Raw genomic sequence first — 12,777 nt, forward strand, 5'->3', positions numbered from 1 at the left:
CGCCCTTTCCCAACGTAGACTCGCTCAAGGCTCGCCAACGTTGGGCTTGTAGCTGGATCCTCTTCGAGGAAGAGCTTCGATTGAGCGCGCTGGATGATGTGGAACCGTAGGAGGCCATTCCCCCCCGGGGACGATCTTGGATGCTACGGAGGTGACTTGGTGGCGATTGAGATGCTGTACAACCGTGCCTGCTTCATCGTCACTACGACCCTTATAGGGTGATCGGTGGGCAAAGGTTGACTACCGCCTTTCCAGCGGGCTCTCCATTGGGTCGCGTCCGAGGTCAATACCTCGCACTCGTCGGCAGAGTGCCCGGCAATCGGAGTGCCATCGGCTTCGGTGAGTGCCACGCGGAGCTCGCCGCCTGTAGCGTTGGCGTTAATGATCAATTCACCGCCATGCAGTCTGAGCGGCTTGGTTTCCACACGGCCGTTTTCGCCTGCATCCAGGGAAACGAAGCCATGGCGTCGCCATTCGGCGCGGCCGATGGCGTTGCGCTTGGGGGGGATGGGGGCGCCGTGGCTGGTGGTGAGGGCGGTGTAGTACACCCAGGTCTCGTCCCCAACATGAACACAGGTGCTGGAAACTCCCAGGATGGCTCCGGCATCGAATTGACCCGGAGCGCCTCTTGCGATCACGGGTAAGCGGGGCTCGGTGCGCTGCCAGTGGGTGCCATCGGCGCTGGTGATGAGCTGTACATCGAGGATGCCATCCGTGCCGCTCTGTCCATGGGCGAGGCTTTCTGCTGGGCGAGTGGGGATGAGTACGCGAAAGATCGTGGGCAGGCCGAGGAACCCGGCGGCATGAGGAAATACCGAGAGGTTGTTCACCTCGGTTCTCTCTCCCGGGTTTCGGGCCCACGCATTGTCGATGGCATCGGCAGCGAAGACGAGCTCCGGTTTGCTCCAGGTGGTGAAGTCCGCACTGCGTGAGAGCCAGACGCAGCGGCCGTTTTTCGTGGAGGGACGCCGATGGTAGGCGAGGTAGCCGCCGGTGAAGGGATCCTGAGTGAGGCTGATGTTGTCCGAGGCGGTCAGGATGGGATTGTCATCAGGATGGCGTTGCCACGTGAGACCATCGGGGGAGACGGCCGCGTAGTAGGCACCGACGCGACTGCCCAGCATCTTGTAACGTTTGGCGGGATCCTTCTCGCGCAGGTCGTGCAGGACGCTGGCGCTGTGGAGGTCGAAGACGATGTTGTTGGCCTTCGATCCCTGAAAGCTGTGCAGTCCCAGTTCCGGCCGCTCCCACTCCAAACCGTCGCGGGAGGTGGCATAGAGCACGACGTCGCCTTTGCCTTTGCGAAATCCCGGCACGCGCGGCTCCTTGCCGCTGGCGTCAGGCTCGGGATGCCCCAGGTACCAGAGGGAGAGCCGGTCTGCGCTTTGATCGTAGTACACTGAGCCGTACACGTACACACGGCTGCCTTCCCAGGGCAGTTTCGGCTCCAGCACAGGCGCGGGACGTGTTTTGGCGGCGTGTACGGTGCGGATCACACCGGCACTGGATGCGATGCCGCTATCATCGGCGAAGAGCAGGGGAAGTTCGTTTAGCTCAATGATGCGCGGAGTTGTCTCTTCGCCGGTTGGTGTCGCATGAGCGATGCCCATGGGGATCCCGGCTGCGATCAAAAGGACGGGCAACCAAGGGAAGGAAGACGGGCGCATGGGGAAGGGGGGCTACGCGGACTCCGGAAGGAAGGTTGGGAAGGCAAGCCCCTTGGTCTGGGGCAGCGGGCCAAGAATCTGGGCGGTGTGCAGTTCCACATTCCGTCCGCCCCAGCGGTACAGCGTGCGTACCAGATCTCCCGCCAGGCAGGGGGCCAGCAGCACGGTGGCGTCTCCGCGCTGGGCATCGAGAGCCACCCACAGGAGTGCGGTAGCCGCCGATTCATCCCGTGCCACGCCGGGACCGGTCATGCGGAAGGATGGGTGGACGCTGTACACCATGAACCCATCCAGTTCGCCGGTGGTTTCATTCTCCAGCACGAGAGATTTCCATGAACCCACTTCGTTTTTCAGGAAGAAATGCATGTCCCGTTCCCGCCGGATGCTCTGCAACTCCTGCTCCAGATCGGCCATGCGAACCGCGTCCTCTGGCCGGGCAGTCCGTACTTGGTCTGCCCGTACGGGTGGTGGCCCTGCCAGGCCTTCGACAGGGACATTGAAAAGCACATCCTGATACAGCGTATGCGGGACAAAGCCCAGTTTCGTGTACAGGGAGAAAGAGTCCAGATTCAGCGCGCTGGAGATCAGTCGCAGAGGCTGACCGCGATCGCGCGCAATTGCGGCGGCGTGTTCCATCATCAGGCGGGCGGCCCCGCGACCGGAAGAATCCGGGTCTGTGGCCACAATCCCGACGGACACGTGGGTTTCCCGGGGATGGATGAAACAAACGCCGACCAGGGTGCCGGTGGCGTCCTCTCTCACCGACACGGCATGTCCCGGATCCAGAGCCTCGTACACCTCAGGAAATATCCGAAAAGGCTCCGGGCGATCACCGAACCTCGCTCCCTGGCGCAACCGGGTCTCATACCAGTGGACGAGCGACCGGTGCAACAGACTGGCTGTGGCGTCGTGGTCAGCGGGAGTCAGGGGTGTCAGTTGCACGGCGGGGCGGTCAGGGTTGGATTGTCCTCGCAATGATCATAGGATGCCGTGGTGCTTCCGTGAACCCCAAGCGAAAGGAGATCGAATGGCTCACATGGGCGAGTCGTCCTTGCCCACCTGGGCGATGATCAGCTTCAGATGCTCAATGGTGTTCTTGATCGCGACGTCTTGCTCGGTGGTGGTGGCGGAGCGGGCATCACTGGCGAGACCTTCCAGGTACTCAGGCGCGACCTTGATGTCGTGGAGGTCCTTGCCCTGATATTCGAAAACATAGGTGCGCACCAGCTTCTTCCCAGAGCGCAGCTTGCCTTCAATGGAGGCAACCACGCAGCTGCGCCCCCGCACCGGCACGATCTGGCTCCAACGGCCGATGGAAGCGCTGCGATCACGAATGTTGTCTTTCATCCACTGCTTGATGACCGTTTGCGCCTCTTCCTGCTCCGGGGTCAGGCCCGAAGAGGGGGCCTGTACCACTTCTTCGACGCGATCATTAGCCCCAGGATTGGCTTTGTGCCACTGGTAGAGCTTAAAGCCGCCAACCGCCAGTGCAATGGCCAGGGAGATTTGGGCGATGATCGTAACGATTCTCATAGGGAGTGATGAGGGAGGGGGAGGTAGAAGGACGGTGAACGCTCGGAGATTCGACAGGGAGCTTCTGGGAGTCAAGAAAGGATGACACCCTACACTGCCTGTCTGGCTTCTACGAGGTTCAGTTCCAAAACCATGCAACAAGTTCATGGCGGGGCATGAAAGTCCCGCGACATGGTCAATCGACGCCCCTCGGGAAGCACGGCGTGACGGTCAGTTGGATAAAATCCATTCGCCGCAGTGCTTGCGAGGTCTGTTGGGGGATCACCCTCTAAAGAGGGGGAGAGCTCCCTGAATGTCCTGACTACGGTGCAGCCAAACCGGATCGAGAGTGAGAAATGACCCCTTCCAATTCGCGGAGGGCGCGATCGCGGAATGGGGTGTCGGGGAACAGGTTCACCCATGCCGCGGCGGAGGCGGGATCCTGGATCGCCCATTGATGTAAGACCATCACAACAGCTTCCTCATGGATGTACCCAGGCGGAATCTCTTCCGCCACCAGCCAGGCCGCTGCGTTGGGGTCACTTTGAGCCCCCACAAACGCGACCCGTGTCATCAAGGCATCACGTGCCGAGCCAGTGGGGTGGTGCTGAACCCACTCATAAGCAGAAGTCAAATCGGCCTGGGCCCATAGTTGTACGAAGTTTTCAAGAGCGACTGGATCGTCTTTGCCCCATTTCGGATGGGTGCTCAACGCTAGGCGATTGGCAGCATCGACCACGGCCGACTGGAGATGCGGATCGGCGCAAAGGGACCCGTTTTGATCCCGGCCAGGCGATTGAAGCAGTGATTCCAAAGCCGCGTGAGGGTCATCAGCCAATTGCTTCACGAAGCCCAGACGATTTTTTGTGTGGTACTTTTGTTGGGGGGCAGAAAGCGGGCTCTTTGTGCTGTGGGCGGAGGATGCATCGGAATCATCGCCCATTCGAATCGCGAGTGCCAATGCCACCATCGCGAGTGCCGAAGTTGCCGCCACGAGAAGCTTAAAACGCATAGGAGGGGAGTCGGAGGTGATGTCCTGTCATTCGGCAGTGGCTGCGCCTGCCGCGGAGACAGGTGCAGCCAGGTTCAAGGCCAAATCAGGGAGCTATGGTGAGCGACCACTGCTGGTTCGCATTGCCAGTGTGGGGCCACTGGATGATCGACGCTCCATCGGCAGTGCTGCCGGTGTTTACATCTGCAACCTTGCCACTGTGCACGGCGGTGATCTTGAAAAAGCCATCGCCGCCCGGTGTCAGGGTCCACTTCTGATTGTTACCGTCGAGCCAGCTCCAGAGATGGATCGCAGCGCCATTCGCCGTGCTCACGCCGGAGACATCCGCCACCTTGTTGCTGCCAGCGCCGAGGATTTGATACTGGCCGTTGCCCAAATGGGTGAACGTCCACCGCTGTTCCTGGCTGCCAGTAAGGCTCCATTGAACAAGGGGTGTGCCGTTGGTGGTGCCACCACCCGAGGCAGTGAGCGCCTTGTTGCTCTTGCGGCAGAGCACGTGGTAGGTGCCATTCCGAATCAAGCGGCCCTGGTCGGTGAAGAGTCCGAGTTCCCCGAGTTGGGTTGAGAGGTCACCATTGTTGGCAGTGACTTCCAGTCGATAGTATCGATACGCACCCGGGCTGGATACAGGGCAGGTGAGTGTCTGGTAGCGGGTCGTGAACGCCTGGGCGCTGCGGGCGTCGAGAGTGACCCAGGTGGAGCCGTCGTTGGAGCCCCGGAGTTGCCAGTCCTTCGGGTCGCGCGTGGGCACATCATTGGCACTGGTGACAGTGTAGCGCTTGACGGTCAGGGCGTTGCCTGCACCGAAGTCATATTGCAGCCAGCTTGCTGCAGTGGAGAGCCATTTGGAGGCGGGATTCCTGTCGAATGCCTTCGCGGCCCCCTGGGCACCATTTGGGTTGTTGGCGCTGTCGTTGGCTGTGCCATCGAAGACGATGTTCACCATGGGGTTCAGTGGTGTTGCGCTGTCCTCGGGCGAGTTGGCGCTCGTGCCAGCGGCATTGGACGCGGTGACGACGTAGTAATAGGTCGTGCCATTGGTCACCGTGGCGTCTGTGTAGCTGCTGGTGGTGATTCCCGATGCGATGGGCGCGTACGTGCCGCCGCTGGCGGTGGCGCGCTTCACCGTGTAGCTGGTGGCTCCGAATGACGGCTGCCAGCGCAGCGGGACGGTGTGTTCGCCCGGAGCAGCCAGCAGGGCTGCGGGGGCGGCGGGAGTAAAAAGCGGCGCGCTACCGTCGCCGCCGGTGATCTGGACGTTGCTGAAGGTGGCGGTGTTTAACGTACCATTCGCAACTGAGCAGACCATCAGGCCCACGTAGAGTGTGGGCGGCATGTCGTCGTAGCGTCCGACATCGGTGGCCGCCCAGTTGGTGCCATCCGGAGAAACGTAGCCAGTGATGATGTTTCCGAGGCGCTCGAGCTTCACCCAATAGGAGGGACTGGCGATGTTGAAGGCTTTGTTGCCGTAGTTGTTGCCGCCATACACGGCGAGTCCCTGGAGGTTTTGCTCGCCTTGGATCCTGTTGGTGACGGCCATCCATGCCCGGGGAGCGCCTGCGGTGAGGCTTGATCGAATCATCACACCAGCTTTGGCGGAAAGGCTGGTGTTTTGAACCGACTCGACTTTTGCGATGATGGCGCAGTCGCTGGTGACCGCTTTGTATGTAAAGTGGCAACTGTCGTTCGAGCCCCACATTTCACTGCCTCCGCCCTGCACCGTCCAGACGCCGCCGGAGTAGGAGGCACCGCCGACGGGAGAGGCACCTCCGATATCGAGGTCGGTGAGCCCCGAGGTGATCGAGGTGGTAGCGGGAATCGGCAACGCTGCTGCTGGTGCCGCCACGGAGGTGTCACCAACTTTGTGGAACATGAAGCTGTCACCATCCACGGGCATCTCAAGGCGTCTCAGGGCGATGTAGGGAGCGGGGAGGCCTTTGCGGACGGCATAGGCGCCGTGGATGAGATTGAGCGCGATGTTTCCGCCTCCCCAACCCCGATTCGTGTAGTCGCCGACGTAATAAGCATCGGTCGTGCCGAAGGGGAGAGACGGCGTGGGGCCGAGGTCATTCACCCGGGCGAAATACTCCCCTGCCGCCAGCAGGCGATTGTTGTAGTCGGAGTACACATCAATGCCCTGCTTCCACAGAGCTTCGGCAAGCATGGACAGCGAGAAAAGCTGCCCATGTGCGTGGCCCTGGTCGCGGAGGGAATCACCGAGCATGCCGATGTCGTTGGAACTGCGCAGACCGATATGCGCGAGGGTGCGAACTTGATACGCGATCGTGTTGAGCCGGGCGGTGTCGTCATTGAAGATCGCAATCAGCCCTCCGGCGACGAGGGCCAGCGCTCCTTTGTTGGCAGCGCCGAACATGCTCTCACCATAAGGGTTGGTGGCGGGCAGAAGGACCGTGCCGAAATAGTTCTTCACTGCGGTGGTGTCGGCCTCCGTCCAGCCGGGCCACGTGCCGCGTAGGATGTCTGCGCCGCCCACGAAGCGGTAGGCGTAGTCTCCCAAGTCGAGGGGGGATTCGCCGCCGGTAAACGATGTTTGTGTGGTCGCCCATGCAAGCAGGATGTCGTGCGCCTTTTGCGCGTACGCTTCGTTGCCGGTGAAGTACCACATGCGCGCGAGGTTCCAGATCGCTGTCATGTCACTGCGCCACTGGTTCAGGTTCACATTGGGGTTGCGGCTCACGTTCGCAAAGGGCCCCGCCATTGTATAGGTAAGCTGGGTGCGGCCATCGGCGGCCAGGGCATCGTACCCAGCTTTCCAAGGCTGCTCACCCGCGATGACCTTTGCCTTGAGGGCCATGAGGTCGGTATTTGTCAGCGGAGTGCCCGGATGCGTAAAGGCTCCAGCTTTCGGCGGGTTCAACCACAGCGCAGCGGCAGCGGCCAACATGAAAAGGATAGTTTTGCTCATAGGACGAATCTTGGTGAGGGCCAACCGATGAAGGTGAGTCGGCGATTCGTCGTTAAGTCCTATAGAAGCCAGAGCCCGGTGACTTGGCGTTTTCGGACGAATTTTTGTCGAAACGCGCCCACCGAGATCTGCTGGCGAAGTTGTTGGTGAGGCTGGCTGTCAAGCCGCAGGCGAAAGCGGCGCTTCACGCACGCACTCCGGAGCCCCGCAAGCGGGGCCAGATGTTGGTTGGGGGCTTTGGGATTCTGGGTGTCGACAGGCCTGCGACATCGGAGGCCGGACGGGAATCGGCGCACTGACACCCCTTGTGACGTCTAGAACCCTTCGGCATACGCTGGTGGCGAGAAGCAACCGAGGCGCAGGATGGTGCGAGATATTTCCTGAATCCGGACCGAGCCAGAGTTAAGAAAGAGGGGCGGTGACACGAGTTGGGCGCTTGCTACGCTCCCTGAGCCTGCGATTGGCCTCGCGCCTGCGTAGGGCGGTGAATTGCCGGAAGTCCTGTTGGGCGAAAGCGGGCCAACGCCTTTGCGAGTATCCTTACGACCTAGCCTGTTCAGCCAAAGTGGTCGGGCTGGCGGGATTCGAACCCACGACCTCTTCGTCCCGAACGAAGCGCGCTACCAGACTGCGCTACAGCCCGTGTCTAAAACCACGAAAAATAACCGGGAGGGGATGATGGCTCGACCGATGGAATGTGCAACTGGAAAGTTGAGCTATTGCGACACGCAAAATCCGGCGGGGAGGGGGTGGCCGGCCAGAGGAGGCCAACAAAAATCCGCCGTGGAGACGGGCTCCACGGCGGATCAAAAGGTTCAACGGAAATCCGGCCGGATGGCTCGGAGGCTTGGCAGGTTACTGCCAGGACTTGATGTCGTCGGACTTGGTTGCGCTGCCGGTGCTGGCGGTCTTGTCTGCGCCGTTGCAATAGATGATCACGCCAGCGGAGAGTGTCTTGCCCTCTTCAAAAGGATCGGTGATCACGCCGTCGCCATCATAGTCAATTTGCACCATGTAGCCATTGCCCCAAGGATCGGTGAGAGTGCCTGCCGTGCTGTCATAGCCATTCATCCCGCCCTTGGCCGCGGGCGGGTCATAGAAACGCACTTTGCGGGGATTCGACGTCGTGTCTGTTGCCATAAGAGCCGCCAGGAGAGGGCCTCCATCCGCTGCATCGCCTGTGTCATAGATTTTGGTGTCCTCAGTATCCGCAACGGCGAGCGGGTAGCGGTTGTACTCGGTCTGGTAGCCCTTGATGGCGATTTCCAGCCCCTTCATGGCGGTCTTGGCCTGGAGTTCACGGGCCTTCTTCAGCACGATGTTTCCAGTCGGGATGGCGATGGTGGCGAGGATGGCGATGATGCCGATCACGACCAGCATTTCGATCAGGGTGAAGCCGTGCTTGAGGCGCACGACGGGATTCAGCGTCTTCATGGATGGATGTGTATTGGGGGTCAGTTTAGTCTGGCAGGGGTGGTGGTTGGGCTAGCTGTATGAGGGCTCTATTATGTATACGGAAATGGAATTCCAGTCGGCGCGCCGGGGCGGGGCGAAGCCGAAGGGATTGATTTCAAACTCCAGAATACCGGAATTACGTGAAAACCGTCAACAGGGTAATTTTGGAGGGGCTTTCTTCTCGCAAAGGTAGGAGGAGGACGCAGGGGTGATGACCGGGAGAGGGCAGGCGTGGGGTGGTGGCAATGAGGTGCGGATCGGGGGCGTGGCTGTGTTCGAGAGTGAGTGAAACGAAGGGGCTAGCGGAGGGGGGAGCAGGGGCGCGACAGGTCTGGGTGAGGCCTGATCGCTTTCCCGTGAACCCATCTACGAACATCCCTCGGAATCGGAACAGGAATCAACAAATTCCCACGGAATTGTGGGCGAAAAGCGGCTCATTCCAGACATCGTTTTTCGAAGCGAATCGGGGCATTTTGAGCCTTGCAACTAACGCGCAAAGAGTATTGACAGGTGAGGTGAACCCAATACTCTTGCGAAATTAATTCAATTTGGCTAGACGCATCGAACCAAACCAACACACACGAACATCACAGTCCCGTAAAGTGACTGAATCAGCTATGGCAAAAAAAGCAACCAAAGGCGGCGCGGAGAAAACAAAATACGTTTACTTCTTCGGAGCAGGTAAAGCAGACGGCAACGGCTCTATGAAGGCGCTGCTGGGCGGTAAAGGGGCCAACCTCGCGGAAATGAGCCGCATCGGTCTTCCTGTACCTCCCGGGTACACGATCTCGACGGAGGTCTGCACCTACTACTACGACAACAAGAAGACCTATCCTGCCACTCTGCAGAAGCAGATGGAAGCCGGCGTGGCCGGGATGGAAAAGATCATGGGCTACAAGTTCGGCGACACCAAGAAGATGCCGCTGCTCCTTGCAGTGCGCTCCGGTGCCCGCGACTCGATGCCTGGCATGATGGACACGATCCTCAACCTTGGTCTCAACGACCAGACGGTTCAGGCTTTGGTCAGCGCCACGAACAACGAACGTTTTGCCTGGGATTGCTACCGCCGTTTCATCCAGATGTACGGTGACGTGGTGATGGGGGTGCAGAAGCGCCCTGATGAAGACGAAGATCCTTTCGAAGCCGTCATCCACAAGCTCAAGCACGACAACCACGAAGACGACGTGGACGACGCCCACCTGACCGTGGACGACTACAAAGAACTCGTCGCTCTCTTCAAGAAGCTCGTCAAAGACCGCACGGGCAAGGACTTCCCGACCAATCCCTGGGACCAGCTTAACGGCGCCGTGGGCGCAGTGTTCGGCTCCTGGAACAACGACCGCGCGATCGTGTATCGCCGCAAGTACAACATCCCGCACGAGTGGGGCACCGCTGTCAACGTGCAGGCCATGGTGTTCGGCAACACGGGTGACAACTCCGGCTCCGGCGTTGCATTCACGCGTGACCCCGCCACCGGCGAGAAGGTGTTCTACGGTGAGTTCCTCATCAACGCCCAGGGTGAAGACGTCGTCGCCGGCGTGCGTACCCCGAGCCCCGTGGCTGAGCTTCAGGCCGTGATGCCGAAGCCCTACAAAGAGCTCGACCGCATCCGCCACGTCCTCGAAGCCCACTTCAAAGACGTGCAGGACTTCGAGTTCACGATCCAAGAGGGCAAGGTGTTCATGCTCCAGACCCGTAACGGCAAGCGCACTGGCGTCGCCGCCGTCCGCTTTGCAGTGGAAATGGAGAAGGAAAAGCTCATCGACTGGAAGACCGCCATCAAGCGCGTCCCCGCCGACCAGCTTGAGCAGGTGCTTGCTCCGATCTTTGAATCCAAGGCTGTGAAAGCCGCCAAGGTCATCGCCTCCGGCCTCAACGCCGGTCCTGGCGCCGCCTCCGGCAAGATCTACTTCAACTCTGACCGTGCAGCAGCCGCTGGCGACAAGGGTGAGCGCGTTCTCCTCGTTCGTAACGAGACCTCCCCGGAAGACATCCGCGGCATGCTGGCCTCCGAAGGCATCCTCACCCTCAAGGGTGGTGTGTCCTCCCACGCTGCACTCGTCGCCCGTCAGATGGGCAAGGTGTGCGTGTGCGGTGCGTCTGACAAGACCCCCGGCATGAGCATCGACTATGAAGCACGTACCTTCACCGTGGGTGGCAAAACCTACAAAGAAGGCGACTCGCTCTCCATCGACGGTTCCAACGGCTTCGTGTACGAAGGCAACCTTCCGACCGCTCCTTCCGAGATCACTCAGGCTCTCGTGGACGGCAACAAGGACGCCCTTGCAGGCCGCAACTACCAGAACTTCAGCAAGCTGATGAACTGGTGCTCCAAGGTGTCCCGCCTGACCGTGCGCACCAACGCAGACAGCCCTGACCAGGTGGCCAACGCCCTTGCGTTCGGCGCTGTGGGCATCGGCCTCTGCCGTACGGAGCACATGTTCTTCGAAGGGGACCGCATCTACGCCGTTCGCGAGATGATCATGGCCACCGACGAAGCCGGCCGCAAGAAGGCTCTTGCCAAGCTGCTTCCGTATCAGCGTGAAGACTTCACCGGCATCTTCAAGGCCCTCAAGGGTCTGCCGGCGACGATCCGTCTTCTTGACCCGCCGCTCCACGAATTCCTTCCTAAGGAAGACCAGGAGAACGAGATGAAGGACACGATGAAGAAGACCGGCATGAGCCGTGAGTTCATCGTTCAGCGTATTCATCAGCTTCACGAGTTCAACCCGATGCTGGGTCACCGCGGCTGCCGTCTCGGCATCGCGTATCCCGAGATCACCGAAATGCAGGCCCGCGCCATCTTTGAGGCCGCTGCCGACGTGATCAAGGCTGGCGTCAAGGTGAAGCCGGAAGTGATGATCCCGCTCGTGGGCTTCAAAAAGGAACTCGACTTGCAGGTTGAAATCGTGCACCGTGTGGCGAAGGAAGTGATTTCCGAGCGCAAGGTGAAGATTGACTACCAGGTCGGCACCATGATCGAAGTTCCCCGTGGTGCTATCACGGCGGACGAGATCGCTGAAACGGCTGAGTTCTTCAGCTTCGGCACGAACGACCTCACCCAGACCGCTCTCGGCATCAGCCGTGACGACATGGGTGCGTTCCTTACGCCTTATCAAGAGAACGAAGTCTTCAAGAAGAACCCGTTTGCCACCCTTGACCAGGTGGGTGTGGGCGCTCTCATGAAGATCGCTGTGGAGAAGGGCAACGCGACGCGCCCCGGCATCAAGCTCGGCATCTGTGGCGAGCATGGTGGCGATCCAGACAGCGTGAAGTTCTGTCACCGCATTGGTTTGAATTACGTGAGTTGCAGCCCGTTCCGCGTGGCCATCGCCCGCCTTGCTGCAGCCCAGGCAGCCTTGGAGGAAGAAGCGCAGCAGGATGGCTCCAAAGTTGCTCCGAAAAAAGCTGTCCGTGGTAAAGCAAGTGCCAAGCCCGCCGTGACGGCGCGCGCAGGCAAGGTTGCCGCGGCCAAGACAAAAACAGCAACCAGCAACCCAGTAACGAGGAACAAACCTATGGCCAAGAAAGCTGCCAAGAAAGCCGCCAAGAAGGCTGCACCTGCGAAGAAAGCTGCCAAGAAGAAGTAACGACGCAGGTGTCTGAAGCCTGAAGGCCGCAGACAACGAAAATAGTCGTTAGTTACAGAGTCCTGTGAAGATTGCCTTCACAGGACTTTGTTTTTTTGGGGTGATGGACGGGGAGTGGTGGAGTGGTGGAGTGGTGGAGTGGTGGTTGTCGTGGGCAGGCTTGATGAGGCCGGGCCCTTCAGCCCTCAATGATTGCTTGGTCATGCGATCCTGGGGTGTTGCCCCTGGCTGGTATGATGACGGACCTTTGGTCCTCCTGAGGCGGCGGAGGTTCAGGATTCCATCCGTGAGGCGTGATTGGAGTCGTGCCGGGGGGAGCTGAATGAAGATGCGTCAGCATGTGGAAGGGGGTAGAGGATAGAGGGCGGCGTGCGAAAGGTTATGCGTCGGGACGTGGGCCGCCTTATGTCCCGGAGGGACGTCGGAGAGTAGCCGGTGGTGAAGGGAGTTTAACGACCGGAACCACCGGATTGCAGGTTCAAGGTATTGCGTCCCGGAGGCAACGCTGGAGGGGCTGGGTGGTGGGTGTGACGGCTTGGGTGGGTTGGTCGACGTCGATTCCGCGAACTGTGTCCGGCGGCTCAAGTGATTCGGCTCCGCTCAGATGATCTGGTT

Annotated in this window: 7 protein-coding genes and 1 tRNA gene; 1 reads left to right on the plus strand and 7 read right to left on the minus strand. The window is 60.1% G+C overall.

Going from position 1 to position 12,777, the window contains the following annotated elements:
• Window positions 1-143: 143 nt before the first annotated feature.
• The 7 genes from BV034_RS13755 to BV034_RS13790 form a co-directional block, all read right to left on the minus strand.
• The gene (locus tag BV034_RS13755) at window positions 144-1,667 is read right to left on the minus strand and encodes a hypothetical protein (RefSeq protein WP_265592973.1); all 1,524 of its coding nucleotides are present in this window, start codon (window positions 1,665-1,667) and stop codon (window positions 144-146) included.
• Between the two features lie 12 nt (window positions 1,668-1,679).
• Complete coding sequence (locus tag BV034_RS13760; protein ID WP_063768782.1) at window positions 1,680-2,609, minus strand: GNAT family N-acetyltransferase; 930 nt, start codon at window positions 2,607-2,609, stop codon at window positions 1,680-1,682.
• 90 nt (window positions 2,610-2,699) lie between these two features.
• Window positions 2,700-3,200 carry a hypothetical protein gene (locus BV034_RS13765; RefSeq protein ID WP_050027585.1) on the minus strand — a complete coding sequence of 167 codons (501 nt, stop codon included), beginning with the start codon at window positions 3,198-3,200 and terminating at the stop codon, window positions 2,700-2,702.
• A gap of 301 nt (window positions 3,201-3,501) precedes the next feature.
• A complete protein-coding gene (locus BV034_RS13770) occupies window positions 3,502-4,191 on the minus strand; it encodes a hypothetical protein (protein WP_265592974.1) in 690 nt (229 codons plus the stop codon).
• Between the two features lie 85 nt (window positions 4,192-4,276).
• Window positions 4,277-7,117 carry an RICIN domain-containing protein gene (locus BV034_RS13775; protein ID WP_050027587.1) on the minus strand — a complete coding sequence of 947 codons (2,841 nt, stop codon included), beginning with the start codon at window positions 7,115-7,117 and terminating at the stop codon, window positions 4,277-4,279.
• A 566-nt stretch (window positions 7,118-7,683) separates the two neighbouring features.
• Window positions 7,684-7,760, minus strand: a tRNA-Pro gene (locus tag BV034_RS13785).
• 212 nt (window positions 7,761-7,972) lie between these two features.
• Entirely contained in the window at window positions 7,973-8,551 is a 579-nt protein-coding gene (locus BV034_RS13790) for a prepilin-type N-terminal cleavage/methylation domain-containing protein (RefSeq protein ID WP_050027589.1), read from the minus strand.
• A gap of 638 nt (window positions 8,552-9,189) precedes the next feature.
• Between BV034_RS13790 and ppdK the strand changes: the two genes are divergently transcribed.
• Complete coding sequence (gene ppdK / locus BV034_RS13795; protein ID WP_050027590.1) at window positions 9,190-12,162, plus strand: pyruvate, phosphate dikinase; 2,973 nt, start codon at window positions 9,190-9,192, stop codon at window positions 12,160-12,162.
• Window positions 12,163-12,777 lie beyond the last annotated feature (615 nt).

The organism is Verrucomicrobium sp. BvORR034 (assembly GCF_000739635.1).
Lineage (GTDB): Bacteria > Verrucomicrobiota > Verrucomicrobiia > Verrucomicrobiales > Verrucomicrobiaceae > Verrucomicrobium.

Excerpts from the sequence above, each read along its gene's own strand:
- BV034_RS13755 (WP_265592973.1), bottom strand. The coding sequence starts at position 1,667 with ATGCGCCCGTCTTCCTTCCCTTGGTTGCCCGTCCTTTTGATCGCAGCC.
- BV034_RS13765 (WP_050027585.1), bottom strand. The coding sequence starts at position 3,200 with ATGAGAATCGTTACGATCATCGCCCAAATCTCCCTGGCCATTGCACTG.
- BV034_RS13770 (WP_265592974.1), bottom strand. The coding sequence starts at position 4,191 with ATGCGTTTTAAGCTTCTCGTGGCGGCAACTTCGGCACTCGCGATGGTG.
- BV034_RS13775 (WP_050027587.1), bottom strand. The coding sequence starts at position 7,117 with ATGAGCAAAACTATCCTTTTCATGTTGGCCGCTGCCGCTGCGCTGTGG.
- BV034_RS13790 (WP_050027589.1), bottom strand. The coding sequence starts at position 8,551 with ATGAAGACGCTGAATCCCGTCGTGCGCCTCAAGCACGGCTTCACCCTG.
- ppdK (WP_050027590.1), top strand. The coding sequence starts at position 9,190 with ATGGCAAAAAAAGCAACCAAAGGCGGCGCGGAGAAAACAAAATACGTT.